Raw genomic sequence first — 20315 nt, 5'->3', positions numbered from 1 at the left:
AATAGTATGGGTTATTCTTATATGTTTTTGCGGCTATGTATCTGGCAATCATAGGAAGAGTCACTTAGTTTCTTCTGACACAAACGACGCGTAAAAGGCTTGCAGCAATTTACTAGCAAGCCTTTATATCTTTGTTTAGCCGGATTGAACCAAGCTTAATTAGAATTTGGATGGCAAGTCATGCAGGAGTACGGGTCAGGAAATACCCGACTCATATCCCAGTCTGAGTTTACCGAGCTCCAAATTTCCTGATATTCGCTGTAGTTTCCATCCTTGTCACGAGGCAAGACAGAGAGATCATTGGGATCGTTAGGGTCTGGGACACCACCCTGTGAAGAGTTATAGATCTTGTCGTTACTCTTGATCTCATCACCTTGGTATAGCTTGCGGGTCGATGCTTCGCCATGGTGCTTAGGGGTATTACTGTCGCCAGCGTGGCACCAGAAACAGCGGGCGGTTTCTCCATGACCCTGAGGTGCGCCGTTGTTGCCGTGACAAGTGGCACAGTAGTAGGGCTGGGTTTCACTAAAGCCATCGCTGCTATTTATTGGCCAACTGTAGCCGCCGTGTCCAAGGGGGGCCTTTTCGGCATTGTGACACTCGGTGCAATCGGCAATACCCCATCCGAAGTGTTCGGGCTTTAAGATTGCCTTGTCTGATGCTGAACCTGAGTCATCGGGTAGGTCAAATACTTGAAGGGTCATGATATCCGAGCCATCCTCCTGGGGACTGAAGTCCCGCTCGGTGGTGGCCTTGCCACTGTACTCCTCCATACCAAATAGCTGGTAGTGATCACCATAGAGAGCGAGCGCGTACTCTTCCGGCTGGTTTATCACCCAAACGTCAGACATGATATGCATTTTGGTGCCACCAAAAGAGGACTGCCAGTCCAGTCGGCAGTGTTCAGGATCCACCACCAAATCTTGGCTACCACCTGCTGGTGAGGAGAAATCGCACTTTGAGAGTGGGTTAAAATCATTGTCAGCCACCATCTCTCCCCATCCCGTAGTCCAACCACGGGCCACCTCGGAAGCGAGTCCGTCAACCCTGAACAAACCGAAATGCTCCACAGTAGCGCCGGTTGATAGTGATGGCCAGTAGTTAAAGGCGACATCCAGTCCAGAGTCGGCTGCAGATAGGAAGATATCCATCTTAGTGATGACTCCTGGTTGAAAGATATCCGGGCGCATGTCGTGGGCGGTTATCTCAAGGTTTTGGAGCACTAATGGTTGTGTGTTCATGGATTTCATTACTATCAGTTGTGGCAATACAACTTTTCCACCACTCTCCTGAAGTCGTGCCATCTCCCTGTCTTGTACCCATCGGCGACGTTGGGTCATCTCCGGAGAGAAGGGTTGGAAGCGAATGGTCATGCCGGGCTGGATCAACATCTGGTCCAGCCGCTCGTAGTGGGCTTCACCTTGGGGACCGAGACCATCCAGGGTGCCGTTAAGTGTGGTCAGCTCACCACCATCGAATTTGATACGACTATGCCAATCTGGACTCTGAAAGTTGGCATAGATGTCGTTATCCTGCTCATCGAACGTACCGTCACCATTACTGTCCCAAGATACGCTGAATTCGAAGGTGTCACGCCCGGTTTCAATCGGTTCTTTTATGTTTTCCAGCTTGAGATCCGAACGGGTAAAGGCCAGGTAACGCAATGCATCAAATATCCCGTAGTGGCCATCGACAAAAATGTCGCCACGGGCACTGCCCGCACCTAAACCATCTGGGTTACTACTAAGCAGCTGGTGCATTTCGTCTGCATCGATAATAAGTGGTGTTTCAGGTGGATTAAAGACGCCATCCAGATGAGCATCACGCTCGTCGATATGATCATCTTTGTTCAAATCCCGGGCCTGATCGCTCTGCAACCAATCTTTGAGCTGGTCGGCATAGCGTCCCAGGTACACTTCAAACTGGCCCTCAAACTTTGCGTCGGGTTTAATATCCACTGTCAGGTACTTAGACTTTTTGGGTGACGTTATTGGATCCACGGGTTGTTCTTGAGTATCGTCACTACCACAACCTGTGAGCAGGCCGAGCACCAAGGTACTTAGCAATAATTTTCTCATCATCATCTCTCGTTTTAATTATTGTTTACCCAAAATTGGGCGAAATGAGTTTAGCGTAAGCTTTTCATGCAAACCTTAAAGGATCTGATAGGTTTTTTTGGTTGAACGGCCAGGTGTGATCTGTGTATGGTTTTTGTTGAATACTTGACTTGAGTGTTACATGTTTGAATTCGTGCAACACACTGGTACTCAGATATATTGAATAGATAAAGAGATTAGCGGAGACAATGTGAGGCGCTATAAGAGCGTTAGAAGTGCGGGGTGTAGTGGTAACCGAGTGCTTGGGTGAAGCACTCGGCATTGATAAGGCTATCGGTTACTAATTTCCGGCAACTAATCTTCCGGTATTAGTTTTCGGGTACTAGTGTCCGGCGTATATTGCTTCGGCCAGCAATCTGGCTGCCTGTGGGATATTTGGGCCCGCTTGCTTGGTGACGGCAGAGTCGATAAACCTGACGGCGTTGTTATTAACGGCGTTAACCTTATCAGCATCTTCCCGGGATTTAACCTCTGCTATGGTGGTGGTGCCGCTTCCCGCTTGCGGCCCCTCGAATACAGGTCCGGTGGCATCGGGCCACATAGGCAGTAAAATCACATCCGGGTTTTGTTTAACCACTTCCGGCCAGGTGACCATAGGGGCGATGCCATCACGTTCGGAAAAGATAGGTTTAGCGCCCACCAGTTCAATCAGCTCGGTCATATAGGAGTGTTTACCCGGCACACATTTATAGAGGTAGTTTATTTCGTAGTAGACCTCGGGTGAGTCTTGCTTTGTGAATTCGGCCGCTATCTCCTTCAACTCGCTCTGTATCGACGCTACCAGCTCGTCGGCTTGTTGTTGATGATCTATGGTCTTGCCCAGTAATGAGATCTTAGCGTACACCTCCTCTAAGCTGGACTCCTCCATATGGATAACGGTTATTCCTAACTCCTGTAACTTAGCTTTTAACCTCAGTTGTAAGCCTGTGGCGGTGAGCACCAGGTCCGGCTCGAGGCGGGTGATCTTATCGATTGAGATATCGGTGAAGCCACCGACAACATCGATACGGTTCTGCTTAACTCTCAAGGGCACCTCAGCTGGAAACCTTGCATAGCGCGTCACGCCGACTAAGTCATCGATGGCACCGATCTCTGCGACAGTATGACTCCAGTTAGGAGCAAGGGAGACGATTCTGAGTTGTTCTCCTTCCTGACTGAAGGCTGTGTGGGGCCCCAGTAGCAGTAATAACCAAAATATTATCTTTATCGCGCGCATGTGAAATCTCATATTTACTGATATATGTGCATGATGGGGAGATTGGCGCTAAAGACAAGCGAGTTGAAACCGGTTTGTGTACAAGCACACAAATATGATTGACCATATAAAAGTCTGTTAAAAACCCCAGTGTTTTTTGCCATTACTCTGCAGACAATACAGATCTATTTACGGATCTTGAGGTTGTATTGTCAGTTATATTGAGTGTGCATGGCCTGACTCACCGTTACGGTGATTTTACTGCGGTCAATAACATTAACTTAGATGTTAAAGCGGGTCAGTGCTTTGGCTTGCTCGGACCCAATGGTGCCGGTAAATCGACAACCCTGGAGATCCTTGAGGGGGTACTCAAACCTACCCGTGGTGAAGTGCGCTATCGGGGCTTGCCAATCGATAAAAACTTTAAGCAAGAGATCGGCATTCAATTCCAATCGACAACCTTGCCCGACCACCTGACCGTATACGATTGCCTTAAACTCTTCTCAAGCTTCTATCAGAGCCATACACCTCTACCTCATCTGATAAAACAGTGTCAGCTTTCAGATATCGCAGACCAATTTCATTACACCCTCTCCGGTGGACAAAGACAGCGGTTATTGCTGGCATTGAGTTTGATTAACGACCCCGCATTACTCTTCTTAGATGAGCCCACCACGGGACTCGACCCACAGGCCAGGCTGCATTTCTGGCAGTTGATCAGAGAGGTTAAACAGCAAGGTAAAACCATCATCTTAACTACCCACTACATGGAGGAAGCGGAGCAGTTGTGCGATCAGATAGCGATCATGGACAGAGGAGAGTTTATCGCCGAAGGCTCGCCGGACACCTTACTCAGTGACAATTTCCTGCCTCAGATAGTCGAGCTCAATGGCGAGTACTCGGAGCGTGACTTTGACGGCTTACCGGTAAAAATAAGCCGGTGCGCAGGGCAAACGCGTGTGGAGTGTCACTCCTTCAATGATCTGCTACCCATGCTGAATGCGTCGGCGGGCTCATCAAGCGGCATGTCAGTACGTAAGCCGCACCTCGAAGATCTGTTCTTAAAGTTAACCGGTAGTGAGCTACGACTATGAATGCACTGTTTGCACTGATCACCGCCCGTAATCTTGAGTTTCTACGTGACAAGTCGGCGCTGGGTTGGTCACTTCTGTTTCCCATCATCATAGTGATCGCGCTGGTGTTGGTGTTTGATGATGATAATCCGACGCTCTATCAGCTTGGTGTTTATGGTGAGGTAGAACAGATAGAAAAAATAACAGCATTAAAGCATGTCGAAATTATCTACTACAGCGATATGGAACAGGCAAAACATAAGGTATCCAGGCATTTAGTCGATGGCTTGATAAGCAATGACACTTACTGGGTCAATCCTGAGAGCGCGCAAGGTTACATCCTGGAGCAACTCATTCTTGGCAAGTTACCTCAGTTACATCAAAGGGCTATCGCTGGTAAAGCCGTGCGTCATGTCGAGTGGATCCTGCCCGGCATTATCGGCATGAATATGATGTTTTCTGCCCTTTATGGGGTGGGGTATGTCGTGGTCAGATACCGAAGAACCGGCGTACTAAAACGTCTGCAGGTGACACCACTGGCGGCATGGCAGTTTCTGGCATCACAACTTATCTCAAGGCTGGGGGCCACAGTCGTCTCCGCCATATTAGTGTTTGCGGTAATCGCCATCCTGTTCGATATCCGCTCTCAAGGCAATGTGGCGCTGTTGGTACTCAATACCCTGCTGGGCAGTGCTGCCATGATCAGTATCGGCTTGCTGGTGGCCAGTCGTACTCGATCCGACGAGTTGTGTAACGGCCTGCTCAATATTCTCTCCTGGCCGATGATGTTTTTGTCGGGGATCTGGTTTTCGCTGGAGGGAAGCAAACCTTGGGTCAGATTTCTGGCCGATTGCTTACCGTTAACACATATGAATGACGCTAACCGGGCAGTGATCATAGACGGCGCTGGCCTGTTAGATATCGGCGATCACCTGCTGTTCCTCGTTGCGATTATCCTGATCTGTTTGGGAGTAGCGAGCCGCAGTTTTCGCTGGGATTAATTCTTGTGGTTCAGGGCATAGCACCGCGCTCTGACTACTGAATATAGAGGGGAGAAGAGTTTTATTCTTTGGTTTATATAGCTTTATACCTTGAACACACTGTTTAAGGAGTTAAATATGGCGCCAGGATTGTTCATACTTAGATGATGTGAATAATTTTAACGGCACAGTTAACACTAAAGTGAAGTGTGTAATAAACCACAGAGAAATTAGCTCTTTCATCCTCTAGCCTTGCTACTGAAATATTATTTTTCAGATAGTTAGATTTTAATAATTAAAAAACATTACGGCAGATGACGATGAAAATATTTAATGTGATGAGTGTTGTGCTCGTTCTTTTATCAGGGGTATCTACGGGGGTCTCCGCCGATCCCCTGGATACATTAATGAAAAAGTTTGAAGAGGGTAAGTATTCAAAGAAGGGCGCTGATACTTGCATCATGTGCCATAAGCGCTCAGACAAGGTGATGGCTATCTTCGATAGTGTGCACGGTCAAGCGAACAGTAAAAGCCCTATGGCTGGCCTGCAGTGTGAAGCATGTCATGGTCCTCAGGGGAAGCATAAGGGTAAGAACGAGCCTATGGTGACCTTCGGTGAAGCGTCGCCTCTAACGGCAGAGATGCAAAACTCGGTCTGTACCGCGTGTCATAACGATACCACCCGCGTGGCTTGGCACACGTCCTTGCATGCAGAACAAGATGTGAGCTGTGTAAGCTGTCATCAACTGCATGTCAGTAAAGATCCTGTGCTGGTTAAAGACCAACAGGTAGAGGTATGTAGCGAGTGTCATATCAGTGCAAAAGCCGATATGAACAAGCGTTCGAGCCACCCACTTAAGTGGGGCGATATGACCTGTAGCGATTGTCATAACCCACATGGCTCTATGAGTGATTCGGCACTGAATGAAATTGATGTTAACCAAACCTGTTTCGAATGCCATGCTGAAAAACGCGGCCCATTCCTTTGGGAGCATGCACCTGTGATGGAAAATTGCGCCAACTGTCATGATGCACACGGCAGCGTAAATGAAGCACTACTTAAATCTAGAGTGCCAATGCTTTGTAAACAGTGTCATGCCAATGACGGACACGCAGGCACTGCGCCTGGTGATAACTCGAGTATTCAAACCGGCGGGCAAGGTTGTCTCAACTGTCATGGTCAGATCCACGGCTCGAATCATCCATCTGGTAAAGCATTTCAGTTTTAAGGGAGCGTAAAATGAAATTTAAATTAAGTCTTATCACATTAGCGCTGGCAACCTGTAGCAGTGGTGCTTTCGCATTCGATTTTGGCGTCACATCGGCCAATACTCAGACAAATACCAATGCAAAATGGGCCTGTAAAAAGTGTACCAGTAAAAATACGGTTCTCGGGCAGGCCGGTATCGAGCTTGGCTCCATGAGCAGCGATGACGATCATGCAGCCAATAACCTCAAATATACCGATGGGTTCGCAGCAGGCGTTAATGCCGACCTTGTCTATAACAACAAAGGTTATCGCACCGAAGTGGTAGCGGACCAGTTAGGCAGCGAACAGGGTTATGGAGCAATTAAAACCGGCAGGCTTGGAGTATGGAATGTAGAAGCCAGCTTCGATGAGAAGCGCCGTTATAACGCTGACAACGCCGAGAGTGTCTGGGTTGCCGATGGTAACACTCTTATCGCACAGGATGAGATGGTGACTCAGCAATTGGTCAAAGAGCGTAAAAAATCTGCCATCGAGGCAAAGCTCAAACTTGATAATGTAGCCAGCTATATTCGTTTCTCAAACGAAGATAAAACAGGTAAACAAACCTCAAGCATGACCAACGGCAGCATCAAGGCTATCAATATTGCCGCGCCTATCGACACGAAAACCCAGAACATGGCGGCGGGTATAAGCCTTAGTGGTCAGAACTGGCTAACAGAGCTCAGTTATAAAGGCAGCTGGTTCGAAAATGATATCGATTCATTGCAGCTCAATGGCATGGATTACCCGGTAAGCTCACAGGCGCCGGACAACCAGTCTCAGTTCGTCACGCTTTCTGGGCGTTATTCTCTGAGCAAAACACATTTCAGTGGTCGGGTAACTCAGGGGCAAATGACGCAAGATGCCGATTATGTAACGCTTAGTGGGGTGACCTCGGGACCGGGTAACGCAGATACACAAGTCGACACCTTAGATGCTAACTTCAAAGTTACCAGCACTGTGATGTCGGGTTTGAGGCTCAAGGCGTCAGTCGATTATTCGGACAGAGATAACAAGACCGATGTCAGGATGTATGAGCAATACACCTATGATGAGCTCAGTGGTGACTTTCAGGCAAATACCCCGCTCGATACCACTCGCACCGCGTATAAAGTAAGCGCGAGTTACAGTCTGGCAAAGGGTCAACGTATCGAGGCCGGATATGATCGCATCGATACTGAGCGCACAAATCAGGATCGTGAAGAGACCGATGACAATATTTTCTGGGCACAGTGGAGAGTCATTGGCTTGGATATGTGGGATATTCGCTTAAAGGGGCTTTACTCTGACCGTGGTGGCTCTGAGTTTGTCTATGACGAGCTCAGTGAAAGTGGTGAAAATACCCTGATGCGTAAGTATTATCTTGCCGATAAGAAGAGCAGCAAAGCTGAACTGTTTGTCACCCATGCGCCACTCGATACGGTAAGTCTCAGTTTCAGAGGCTATTATGGCCTGGACGATTATACCAACACCGATATTGGCTTAGTCGAGTCTAAAGACTATGGGTACGATCTGGGTTTAAGCTGGCAGGCACTGCAAGACTTAAGCGTTAATATCGACGGTGGTTACCAATGGATCGACAGCGATCAAGCCAGCGCGCAGACGACTAACATCGACATGTGGCAAGCCGATACAGAAGATCAGTTTGGCTTCGCCGGCATCGGCTTCAACTACACAGGCTTGAGTGATAAAGGAATAAACTTAAGTGCCGATTATAGCTATGCGATCTCTATCAGCGACAGCTATTCAAACGGTTACAATGTGTTAGGTGACTATGAGTCCACCAGCCATAACGTCACGGTTCAAGCAACCTATGCGATGACAGAGCAAGCGATTGTGGGACTTAAATATCAGTTCGAAAGATACCGCGACTCTGATGATACTCAACTGCCTACTTACTACTATCCGGGAACAGGCCCGACTGGCCTAAACACATTAGGCATATTGAATCATGATTATGATGCCCATTTGATACTGGCAACTTTACAGTATCGCTTTTGATGCAATGATCAGTATCAAACGCTGAAACTGTGTTTTCGTCCCTGCAAGGTTTAATCTGGTTTCTTCGTTTGATGCATCCATGATCATAAACGCTACTTTTTCATAAATTGAGAAGGTAGCAATAAAAAATCGCAAGTTTATAGCTTTACTTGCAGCCATCTTTACCGGGAATAGAGGCATCTATTCCCGGTTTTTTTATTCTTGGTACTTAATCAAGTAGGAGATTAAACGATTATAAATATAGTGGCAGCATAATCATTGTTTTGCTTAGTTGTATCGATATCGGGGGGACTTAGCCGGTCAGTCTAATTGATGAACTTGTTTATTTGGTTCAATTTCCTGATTCGACCTTTAGGTTTTGTGCGAACTAGAAGAAATGTATCATCGTGAACAGTATGCATGAGACTATTTTAGGGGGAGGCAAGGGAATTTAAACCCGGTACCAGCCTTCAAGGAAGCAGGCATGATAATGCGTCACGCAAAGTGAGTTCCCGCGTCTTAAACGGGAACATATTAAGAAGAGAGATATTTGGCACGGTTGATGAGGGGACGATATATTTGATTTCAACGCGATGTTTACAGCACAAGGCACAATACTGGATGATATGGATTATGGTTAATTTTAGTGTTTACTCTGCTGGTTTCCTGTCAACCAACCTTGTTTTATTGCGAGGAAAACCATACTCGATTTATTGGTGGCGCCAAGTACTTCTTTCGCAACATCAATATGGTAGTCGATACCTCGTCTGGTTAAGTTGAACAACTCACTGATCTCCTGGCGCTCAAGCCCAAGCGCGATCATTTTTACAATATCTTTGGTTTTTTGTTTGATTTTACTTCTTTTCGCACAGTCAATAGATGGACATATCTGATCAACGAAGAGGTTTTTCAGCACCACGTCATTGATGCGATCGGTATCGATGAAAAGTATAAGTTCACCGATGGGGTCGGCAATGCTGTCACTATGTATTGTGTATCGCTTAGCTATGACCTTTTGTCCGTTCAATCTTGTAGCACTAAGTATTCTGCTAGTGTGCCTTGGTGTTGCTAACAGTGAGAAAGCGCTCTTTTTTAAGGACTTATCTGATATAAACACCTTCATAACATCATGGCAACTATCTGAATCGTTATTTTTTTCTATGAGGGATATATTAGCACTCAAAGATGCTAGGTGATTAGCATATACAATCCAACCTAATGGCTTCATATGGAAACCTCTCTATGAGCATCGACACTGTCGACTGATATAGAATACTCAGCCTGAAAACCAAGCCGGCTTACAACAAAGAACATTTGCATATCATGCTTTATTTATCTACTTAACGTAGGGGTAACATATAATAAAGCAGATGAGTTGGGGGGAGTGAGTGTATGAGTGGTGTCTATTCCTGTATGAGTGGGTTTCAGCGTTCAGGAGAAGGGGACACTAGTGAAATGTGACAACTCAGGTTTACTTCAAGTGACCTTAGCCCTTGTTTACCACTTTGCAATTTTATTGGATAGGCTCAACGACAAAATGACCGAGGGTCATCTTTGTTAGTTAACTTAACTACCACACCACTGGTAACAAATTGGTGATGAACGGTACACTCGTACAATCTTCATAGTTTATAATATAAACTCTTAAATATAGGGTTGATGTTTTGAAGTCACTTTTTCCTCTGTCACGACACGATCTTTTCGTGCTAATAGCCTGGCCCCTACTCAATGCATTGGTAGGGTATTTATCAATCTTTTATCTGTTAGCTGTGGTTGAGAATACCGATTTAAAGGCCCAGTTCTACTCTGTTCCTTTAAAGGTACAGTTTCTCTCTGTTCCTATGTATACATTTAGTCTGTTTTTTATTTTCTGGGGGCTGAGTAAACTCTGTTATTACCAGTATTCGACGACTATTAATAAACATTTTTCCTATAAAATGGTTAGCAATATTGCCCTGGTTATTGTTGCCATATGGCTGGCTTCGGCAATTTCCCCTATGAAAGTGGAAGACCCTTATCCGAGGCTTAAGATGCTCGCTAGCTTCAACATCGTTTTCCAGGTTGCAATTTATACTGCGGTTGTCCATAGTTTGCGACTCAAGCAACAGGCCATAGAGCTTGAGATCTCGCTTAAGCGATCAGAAATCGCACTGCTTAGAATGCAAACCAATCCTCACTTTCTATTTAACTCTTTAAACCTAATATCTTATGAAATCCCTCAGCGACCCGAGTTCGCACAGGAGGTATTGTTTGAACTGTGCGATCTACTCCGTGGGACAATAGCATTGTCAGGTAAAAGAAGAGTTCACGTCAAAGATGAGGTGAAACTGATCGAGCATTACATGGCCATTCAAAAGGCACGATTTGGAAGCCGCTTGAATATGGAACTGGAAATCGATGAACGAAGCTCAGAGCTTAGCGTGCCGCCAATGTTACTGCTTCCATTGGTTGAGAATGTTATCAAACATGCTGTAAGCAAATCGAATAAGAGCATCACTTTGAAAGTCACTACGCGTTACTCAGACAAACATTTATTAATGACCATCTATAATAGTTGGCCAGAGCCGATACCTCCAGCGTTTATACCCAATGGTGGTCACCAGAATATTATTGATACCTTGAAGCTGGAATATAGTGACGCTTCTTTTACTATTGATTTTTCAAATGCTATGGTCTTGGCGACCATCAGTATAAATCATGACTTCAGTGGTGAGCTGGATGCGTAAAGTTATTGTTATCGACGATGAGGTTTCTGCAACGCAAGGCCTTAAAAGAGAGCTGGATAATATTTCTGAAGTAGAGGTCATCGGCTGTTATAACAACCCAGAGCAAGGCATTGAGGCCATCTGCCAACTATTACCAGATATTGTGTTTCTCGATATCGATATGCCAGTTATTGATGGTTTTATGGTTGCAAAAGCAACTGAGCATATCAATTATCATTTAGTATTTGTAACTGCTTATGCTGAGCATGCATTAACGGCTTTCGATACCAAGGTTGTTGACTACTTACTCAAACCTGTCCGTCCGAGTAGGCTGATTCGCTGTTTAGAAAAAATTGAACGGTTATCACACGATATCGTTATGCCTGATGTCACTGAGATCGCCGTTTATGATGGTAAAAGAAATCATCTGCTTGCATCTAACGATATCAGTTTTATTGAAAGCATCGGTCGATATCAACGAGTTAACCTGACCGCTTATGGGAGAAGCCGATTCAATTTGGATAGTATTATAACTGAAGAGAGTATGGCGAATTTTGAATTACAACTCGACTCAGAACGGTTTATGCGGATCCATCGTAGTTATATCGTTAACTTAACTCAAATTGCTCAGGTGCTGCGTCAATCAAGGCATACCTTGGTCAAGTTGTTTGATGTTGACGAACCTATCAGCGTAGCGCGAGCAAAAGTTGGATTACTCAATGAGTATTTTCTCCAGTGCAGATAGGCATTGTTTTTTAAACTAAGAAAGTGGTATTTCTTAGTTCGAACATTTGAACCCAATCTATAATAGTTCAACTCTGTTCGTCGTGCGAAACCTACTGAAATTGATATTTATTAACACTTGCTAAAGTTGTCATGGTTCCGAATTAACTGTCGAAGAGCCTAATCTTGTAGCAGTTTATTTAACATGCGCCAACGGCACGTTTGTTTATAACTTAAGTTATAGGACCGGCATGTACCGTTACATCATGATGTTTATCATCAGTTACTACTGAGCAGTCAATATAAACTTCGTTAGATTGAATAATAACAAACTTAAAGTGTGACCTCCATTTGTCTATTGTGAAAGGTGTAACTTTGCACCGTTTATATCTAAGTCTCTCCATCTATTATTTATTGCGTGAGTGTTCTTTAAATTGTTTCAAACCCTATGGTGAACTATAGGTGATAACAATTTAATTTACTCTAGGTAAGCCAGAAGTATCAGGCTTTAAATCATACTAATAAATAAAACTATCACCTTTATATTGGCTAAGAGCATTATCGACAAATTTCTGATGATGGCTAGCTTGAGTTTTTTGCTCAATATATTGAGACCTAATGATGAATATAGGTAAACGAATGAAAAAACATAATGCAATAAAGTCGGTACTGCCGGCTATATTATTATCTACGCTAACAGCTTGCGGAGGCTCAGACAGTGATTCTGGCATCGAGGTGCCACCCACTGAGCCGCCTGTAGCCAGCAAACCTCACGAATCGCTGGATCTTGTGCAACCACGAAAGGCCGTTTTCGATGGTGACATCACCGTCTACCTGGGCAGATGGTACCCCTGTATGGAGCGCGAGTACAAGGGGGACGGTGTCGACGTTAGCCAATACTGTACTGGCGATGAAGCCCCGACGCCTATGGGTAAATATAATGATAATGAGCTCAACCGTAACAAGATCACCCCGGATGATAGCAAGTACATCTTCAAGGTAAACGCCGATGACATTAAGGCCTATGCGGCTCAGCCGGATTCACCCATCCCGTTGCGTCCGGATGTGTATGCCGACGGTCACTTCTCGGTAATGGATATAGTGCTCTATGCCTCTCACGTCCGCGACGACCTGGATGTAAAGGCAATTTGGAACGAAGAGCTTGGTACCCATCTGCTTAGCACTGCCTGGGACACTGACGGTGATGGCACATTGTCCGAGGCCGAATTGAGTAACAGGAGCACCGACTGGTATCCCTCCTACATCTGGCATGACGGAGAGTTCGATCGCCTGCAGGGAACGCCGAATTTAGAAACGGTTTATGTTCGCGCCGATCTTGGTCTGGCCAAGAGCAAAATGCGTATTCGCATGCAGCCATACAACCGCGCGGTGACCGAGCGTCGCAATATGCAGTTTAAACTGCAAGCAGACCGCAAGCGTGCAAATGGCGACAAGATGGTCATGCCTTTGGTGTGGGCAATTGATGCTCAGGGCAATGATATAGTAAAAGTTCAGAACCTTGAGGTAACTGCACACGACCTTCGCACCGACATCTTTCAGCCCGGTGTGATCACATCCATGGATGTGTGGCTGTCACTTCAGGACCAGGGACTCGCCGATGTGCGCTTCACTTACTGGGGCACCATGTCTACCAGCTCGGAAGTTAATAACTACGCGTTGACTTCCGTCAATGGCCTGCGAGCTCAGGGAATGTGGGGCTGGGCTGCGGCAACCGGCGAGATGTTTGCGACTCAGGACTTCTTTCTCGATGATCTAGAGTGGCCTGTTCCGAGCGACTTGATTGCTGCTGACAAAGGTGAAGGCGATCCTAAGCTGAAGGGCAAGTGTCAGTGGATGCATGGCGGTCAGGGCCATACCATTGAATCCGCTCAGATCTGTATCGACGAGTGGTATAACAAGTTTGGCGGATTCATGGATCACGATATGCCCGATCAGGAGGTAATGCACTATCCAAAGGGAGTGATTTTTGCTGGTTATCAAAAGTGGATGCCTGGGCAGTTTGACATCACCGAACGCCATTTCGTCGATGAAAGTGGTAACTATGAAAACCGGGTGATAGCCGACATCAATGACGCCATCGCGCCGTTGACTGACGAGCATTTTGGCTGGGGGATAGCCGATTGCCGCAATTGTCACGATGATGTGCATAAGGGATCGTTAGGCGTAGAGCAGCCCTATGAATGTGCCACCTGTCACGGCAGCAATGGCGCCATGAAAGGCCACGGTGAAGTGAGCCGCTGTTTCTGGTGTCACACCGAAGATAATCAAATGGCTCACCACGGTTCGGCCTCGGGCTTCATGAAGTTCGGCGATGTTGTGTGCGACGGCACCAGCCTGACCGGCTTGAACCTTGCCGGTATGGAAGAGGGATCGTGTGCCGGTGCGGTAAATGAACTGGATAAGGAACGCCTAAGCGGTCCAAATGGCGAGTGGGGCGGCATCAAGCAACCTATCCATGATCAAGCAGATAACCTTAAGTACTATGGGGAAAATGAACGCACCGGTATCAACAGCGACTGGCACAACAGTGAAGATTTCCCGGACCCATACTCATGTGTAACTTGTCATCCTAATGACTAACCACTAACCACTAACCACTTGATAAACCACTTAATAAACGAAGGGAGACAAACCTCGATGCGATAAGATTTGATACTGGCAGCTTTACAGTATCGCTTTTGATGCAATGATCACTAGCAAACGTTGAAATTGAGTTTTCGTCCCTGCAAGGTTTAATCTGGTTTCTTCGTTTGCTACACCTATGATCATAAACGCTACCTTTTCGGCAACTGAGAAGGTAGCAATAAAAACTCGCAAGTTTATCGCTTTACTTGCTCCCCACTTTACCGGGAATAGAGGCATCTATTCCCGGTTTTTTATATCCGCTTAATAAAGTCTTCTTCTCCGCTACCATCTGATCTTGAGTACACACTCATGTAAGCTATAAGTGAGTTGCTCTCAAACAACATCATTAAGTCCCTCAACCTAATAGTCAGCATAAAAGCGAATCATTGTTAAGCCATATCTTTATTTGGGTAAGGTGGCAGATTATCTTTTACTGCTATAAACAGCCATTGCAGCCAGTAACGAAGCAATAGAGTATGGGAGTGAATGAAAAGCGCATAGGCTTGGTTGGGGGAGGCGTAGCTGTTGACAGGTAAGCTTTATAAAAAGCTAATGTGATAAATAATTCAAGCAATCAACTTTAAGGCTTGAGTTAATTGATTATATTCAGAGCGTTGAGAAACGCGCATAAAAAATCCGAGCAGTGAAACACAGCTCGGATTTTTAATAGCTTCATTAACTAGTTAGCTCGATTAACCGACCACTTTCACACTCAGTGATCGGCATGGTGGCTATTTTTGCTCTATTCTGGAGCTTGGTGACAGGTCGTACAAGAGTATGGATCAGGGAATGACTTACTCAGTGTATAACCATTGTTGTGAGGTACCCAAAATGCAGGATAAAGTTCGATCTCTCCGCTAAGATTGGTTGGTGCCTTTTCGGTCACATGGGGAATGTGTTGGGTGTAATCTACCTCGCCACGATCGTCCGTGCCAAAGTTTGTTCCGGTATGTTGATTCACCCGATTATCTTCAGGCTCTAGCAAAAACAGGTGGCTAACCTCACCGTGATTTTTTGGGTTGATGCCATACTTGTCTGGATCGGTATTATTAGGGTTGTGGCACTGTGTACAGTATGTATCGTAGCCATGTCTTTGAGGCGCCCCATTGCTACCGTGGCAGGTTGCGCAATAATAGGGTTGGATCTCCTTGAAACCTGCCCCTGCATTTACGGGCCATGACTGACCTCCGTGTCCTTGAGGGTTTTTATCTTCATTATGACATAAAGCACAATCAGGCAATTTCCAGCCAAAATGCGTTTCATTTAAAATTGGCGCGTTGCCGATCGGTTTTTCTTCTGTAGCAATATCGAACTCTATTAGTGTTACCGGTGTACAGGGCTCGTTGCCACACGAAGTGTTAATATCGTAACCGCCGTAATCGGAGCGATAGATGTGTTTATATCCCATATATCCAAGGTAATTCTCATCTGTAATCAAATCAGGTGTGTTTAACGTTGAATAATTAAGGAACATTCTGTCCATTCCGAAATTAATTACCGCATTGCTCATGTCATGGTTAACGTTTAATCCTCCATTACCTTGCCTGGAATTAAACAGGCGACGACATTCATCAATAGAGCCACCGGCATGTAACCACGGGACCTCGGTTCCCCCCCATGGTGCCAACGTTGATGGCATACCATTGAGCCCCATAAGCATACAATTTGGATTATCACTAAAATCAACCGTCTCAGATACTATGTAACGGGTCGATGCTCCTGAGAATCCTGCAGATTTATAATCAAATATCCGTTGTATAATGAAGCTATCTGCTTTTACATTAGAAGCTGTGCTTGGCCAGTAAGCGAGTTTCATATCGAGCTCGTGGTCTATCATTAGTGACAAGTAGAAATCTAAGCCTGTGATCACGCCAGGTTGATAAACATCACTTCTGAGATTAAATGCACGTATTTCAAGGTTTCTGCCATAAACCGCAGGATCGACAGGATCATTTGAATCGGGCAAGCCAATACTAGCCGGGTGATCAGAAGAGGACCTCATCAACGTTTTTAGTACCACCTTGCCGTCATTCTTAGCCAGCCAGTCTTGCTCCCATTGCCATGTTAGCTCTCTTCTGGTTTTTAATACCGGGCCTGTCGAATAAAAGCGCGCCTGCATCTCATCTTGTAACCTGTGTTCGTCCATCCGCCTGTACATGGTATAACCCACAACATAGTTATGGCTCTTAGTACCTACCAGATGCTCAAAAGAAGGGACATAGCTATAATGCCAGTCATCTGAGTTGAAATTGGTTTCATATTGAGTATTGTCATCTTCATTAAACAACCCATCACCATTTTTATCCCACGAGATTTTGAACTCGTGTGTATTAAATGCAGATTCTTCAGGTCGAGTCACTTCTCCCTCAAAACGAAGATCGCTGCGGGTTGCCACTAAATATCTCAGGTAATCAAAAGCAGATAGGTGCCCATCAACAAAAATATCAGGTCTTGCCGTACCAGCTCCTAACCCGTCTGGGTTGGTCGCCAATACTTGATGTATGCTGGACGCTAAAGTTTGAGTGCTAATACCTGGGTCAACTTTTAACTCAGCATTCGATGATGAATCCACCTTTAGCGCGCTTTCTGTCTTTTTGGCCGCATCCCAGCGGTTAATCCAACCATCACCATTTAAGTCCGCGCTCATGTCTCCGGTTTTATGAGCGAGTTGCGCACCTTTGTTGATGTACTCCATGATGTGATCTTGTTGATAACCTATGTGGCCGAAAACAATGCCTTCTAGTTTAGTTTCCTTGAATTCATGATAGGGAGAATCTATGTGTTTCCAGATTTCTGCCATCTCTGGGCTTAAATCTGGTGGCGAAGGAGGGGTAGTCGTCCCATCATCTGTAGAGCTACTGTCACTCCCACATGCTGAAAGCCCCAGCACCAGAAGTGAAGCTAAAGCAAATTTGTTATTCATCCTAATTCCTTTGTTTTAAGGTTATTTTTAAATTGTTTGTTGCTAATTTTTGAAATCAACCGCTGCAATGTATCTAATTTATTGTTTTGATAAACCGTGCAGGATTACAGCTCGTTTGAAACCGTGATCTGATAAGGTGAGACAAATGGAAAGTACATAGAAGATGATGGACGTAGCTGTAGGAACGAGGTTATTGCCATAAAGATGAAGGCATAAGCAATAGAAGGGGCGCTACCTTTATTGAAGGCTCGAGAAACGCAGATAAAAAATCCGAGCAGTGAAACACAGCTCGGATTTTGAATCGCTTATTAAATAGCTCTATTAACCGAGCACTTCACATCCAGTGATCGGCATAGTGGCTATTTATGTTCTACTCTGCAGCCTGGTGGCAGGTTATACAGGAGTAGGTCCCCGGGAAGCTCTTACTTAGGCTGTAGGTGTTAAGCTGAATACATAGTTAAAATGATGCTTCTTTATTAATTATTTTAAGAAAAAGGGCCTTATTGAAAGGCCCTGTTGCGATAATAATGCGATTAGTTGTCTTTCACTATGTCCTGATGACAAGTACCACAAGCAAATGGGTCTGGGAACTTTTTGCTAAAGTCATAATCGTTGTTCGATGATACCCAACGATCTCCATAGCCTTTTTGATCGCCTTCTAGGATCTCATTATGGTTATTAGAGAAACCATAGTAATTATTGTCGATACCCGCTTTTCGACGGGTGGTAATGGTATTGATCCAGTTGTCTTCATGTTTTAGTAGTTTGCGCGCACTGGCTTCACCATGATTTTTCGGCAACATATCTTCTGAATGACACCAGAAACAGCGAGCCTCTCGGCCATGCCCGGCAGGTGCTCCATTATTACCATGACAGGTTGAACAGTAGTAAGGCTGTGTTTCGTTAAAGCCATCTGCAGCATTCACCGGCCAAGAATATCCACCATGACCTTTAGGGTCTTTCTCATCGTTGTGACACTGGGTACAATCGGCAACTTTCCAACCAAAATGAGTTTCATCAAGTAGCGGTGCTTTACCATTCTCTCCTTGTTTGGTAGCAGGTTTAAATGAACGTAAAGTCACAATATCAGTATTGATATATTCATCTTTTACGCCTTTGTCTGCTAGAGCATTCTGACGCCAATTGTAGTCCCACTCGATAATGTCGTACTTTGATATGCTGTCAATTTTGGCTCCAGCACTATGATAGCCGGCATTATTCAAGTCTGTTTTGGTTAACTCTACGAAATCTGCACCATAGGGCATAGTCCACAAGTCATTGTTAATATTTCCAAACCAACCACCAATACCAAAAGCACTCCAAAAATCTTGAACGCAATCAGTCATAGCAACGGGAGTATTAATCACATCGGAACGACCGGTTTCTGCATCAAAGTTACAAATGCCGGGCATTCTGTCTGAGAAGAAAAGATCACCATCCACGTCCGATATGACGGAATGCTTTGTGGTAAAAGATCTTAGCCCTATTGTTTTACCAAGAACGGGGGCTCTTGATAAACTAAACGAGTTGACTATGGCGCCAGTTTCAAGCTTTGGCCACCAGTTCAATCGGAAGTCATGTCCCATATCGGCAAGTGTTAAAAAGAGATCCATGCGCGTGATAACCCCATCCTGGAATACATCACTCCGTAAATTATGGGGCTTCACTTCAATATTTGTTGCTATTGAGTTTTCAGGGTCGTCTTTCCAATAAACATTGTCGACAATCACTTTACCGTTGTTGGCTGCCAGTTTTTCAATCTCTTGTTGCCAGATATAGTGCAGACGAGAGATAAATGCAGTGGATGTGTCCTGGAAGCGGATCCTCTGCTCCTCTTTTATCAAGAAGTTATCCATTCTGGTGTAGCTGATCTCGCCACTATGATCCCTGTAAAGTCCGGCTTCACCCATACTTTGTGTGAAACGATAGTGCCAATTACGTGATTGTTCTCCTTCATCTGTAAAGTTACCATTACCGTTTCTGTCGTAGCCTAGTGTGAATTCATGGGTGTCGTAGGCGGATTGATTTGGGGTAATGACCTCGCCGATAAATTTCATATCATCACGTGTGGCGACCATATAGCGCAGGAGATCAAACGCTGAGAGGCTTCCCTCTTTGAAAATGTCGGGTCTGGCTGTTCCCGCACCTAATCCGTCTGGATTAGTTGCCAATACTTTATGTATTTCGGCTGTATCTATGGATAAAATCTCTGTCTGTTTATTTAACACCCCAGCAAGGTTGGCATCCAGAGCGTTGACAAAACCATCACCATTGACATCTGTATTGCAAGGGTGGGTAACTGATTCGGGTAAATTCATACAAAACTGACTTGAATCTTTGGTGATGCCGCGTATCCATTTCCATACTTGTTCATTCATATAGTCAAAAGCGACATTTATATTGCCACTGAGGGTGGCCTGACCCATCTCCATATATCCTGTTTCTACATATTCCCAAACAGGATTAATTGTTGGTGGCGGCTCGACTGGAGGTGGTGTGCTTGTATTATCATCACTACCACATGCTGAAAGCCCCAGAGCGAAAGACACTGCCAAAGCAAGTTTCTTGTTCATCTTAACTCCAATATTTATATAAATTATTTTAATAGTGTTTTTGCAAATTAATTTTATCAATTTCGATGCTATTCAAATGATGCCGTTCGCACGTAGTAATAGAGCCGAGGAAAAGTGAGGGGTAAGTCTCAGGACCTAAGAGGTAATGCGT

Annotated in this window: 12 protein-coding genes; 7 read left to right on the top strand and 5 right to left on the bottom strand. The window is 45.2% G+C overall.

Annotated features, from left to right (window positions below):
- Window positions 1-155: 155 nt before the first annotated feature.
- Window positions 156-2081, bottom strand: coding sequence for a hypothetical protein (locus EKG39_RS07690; protein WP_246028440.1), 1926 nt, complete (start codon window positions 2079-2081; stop codon window positions 156-158).
- 358 nt (window positions 2082-2439) lie between these two features.
- Window positions 2440-3333 (bottom strand): ABC transporter substrate-binding protein, encoded by an 894-nt coding sequence (locus EKG39_RS07685; RefSeq protein WP_185817549.1) that lies wholly within the window; start codon window positions 3331-3333, stop codon window positions 2440-2442.
- Window positions 3334-3521: 188 nt separating this feature from the next.
- Between EKG39_RS07685 and EKG39_RS07680 the strand changes: the two genes are divergently transcribed.
- The 4 genes from EKG39_RS07680 to EKG39_RS07665 all read left to right on the top strand — a co-directional run bounded on the left by EKG39_RS07680 (window position 3522) and on the right by EKG39_RS07665 (window position 8615).
- Complete coding sequence (locus EKG39_RS07680; RefSeq protein ID WP_126505143.1) at window positions 3522-4406, top strand: ABC transporter ATP-binding protein; 885 nt, start codon at window positions 3522-3524, stop codon at window positions 4404-4406.
- Window positions 4403-5386 carry an ABC transporter permease gene (locus EKG39_RS07675; RefSeq protein WP_126505142.1) on the top strand — a complete coding sequence of 328 codons (984 nt, stop codon included), beginning with the start codon at window positions 4403-4405 and terminating at the stop codon, window positions 5384-5386. The genes EKG39_RS07680 and EKG39_RS07675 overlap by 4 nt, the downstream gene beginning before the upstream one ends.
- 293 nt (window positions 5387-5679) lie before the next feature.
- Window positions 5680-6594 carry a DmsE family decaheme c-type cytochrome gene (locus EKG39_RS07670; protein ID WP_126505141.1) on the top strand — a complete coding sequence of 305 codons (915 nt, stop codon included), beginning with the start codon at window positions 5680-5682 and terminating at the stop codon, window positions 6592-6594.
- Between the two features lie 11 nt (window positions 6595-6605).
- Window positions 6606-8615 carry an MtrB/PioB family decaheme-associated outer membrane protein gene (locus EKG39_RS07665; protein WP_126505140.1) on the top strand — a complete coding sequence of 670 codons (2010 nt, stop codon included), beginning with the start codon at window positions 6606-6608 and terminating at the stop codon, window positions 8613-8615.
- Between the two features lie 622 nt (window positions 8616-9237).
- Here EKG39_RS07665 and EKG39_RS07660 read toward each other — a convergent pair.
- Window positions 9238-9822, bottom strand: coding sequence for a helix-turn-helix transcriptional regulator (locus EKG39_RS07660; RefSeq protein WP_126505139.1), 585 nt, complete (start codon window positions 9820-9822; stop codon window positions 9238-9240).
- A 541-nt stretch (window positions 9823-10363) separates the two neighbouring features.
- On the opposite strand from EKG39_RS07660, the gene EKG39_RS07655 reads away from it, so the two are divergent.
- From EKG39_RS07655 to EKG39_RS07645, 3 genes are all read left to right on the top strand, one after another.
- Window positions 10364-11320 carry a sensor histidine kinase gene (locus EKG39_RS07655; RefSeq protein ID WP_126505138.1) on the top strand — a complete coding sequence of 319 codons (957 nt, stop codon included), beginning with the start codon at window positions 10364-10366 and terminating at the stop codon, window positions 11318-11320.
- Window positions 11313-12044, top strand: a complete 732-nt coding sequence (locus EKG39_RS07650; RefSeq protein WP_126505137.1) for a LytR/AlgR family response regulator transcription factor — start codon at window positions 11313-11315, stop codon at window positions 12042-12044. The genes EKG39_RS07655 and EKG39_RS07650 overlap by 8 nt, the downstream gene beginning before the upstream one ends.
- Before the next feature lie 617 nt (window positions 12045-12661).
- Window positions 12662-14623 (top strand): cytochrome c3 family protein, encoded by a 1962-nt coding sequence (locus EKG39_RS07645; RefSeq protein ID WP_126505136.1) that lies wholly within the window; start codon window positions 12662-12664, stop codon window positions 14621-14623.
- Window positions 14624-15410: 787 nt separating this feature from the next.
- Here the strand turns inward: EKG39_RS07645 and EKG39_RS07640 are convergent.
- Together EKG39_RS07640 and EKG39_RS07635 are read right to left on the bottom strand one after the other, a co-directional pair.
- Window positions 15411-17591 (bottom strand): hypothetical protein, encoded by a 2181-nt coding sequence (locus EKG39_RS07640; protein WP_126505135.1) that lies wholly within the window; start codon window positions 17589-17591, stop codon window positions 15411-15413.
- A 533-nt stretch (window positions 17592-18124) separates the two neighbouring features.
- A complete protein-coding gene (locus EKG39_RS07635) occupies window positions 18125-20164 on the bottom strand; it encodes a hypothetical protein (protein WP_126505134.1) in 2040 nt (679 codons plus the stop codon).
- Between the last annotated feature and the right edge of the window lie 151 nt (window positions 20165-20315).

It is taken from the genome of Shewanella atlantica (genome assembly GCF_003966265.1).
Taxonomy (GTDB): domain Bacteria; phylum Pseudomonadota; class Gammaproteobacteria; order Enterobacterales; family Shewanellaceae; genus Shewanella; species Shewanella atlantica.
This window is presented reverse-complemented; position numbering and strand designations above follow the sequence as displayed.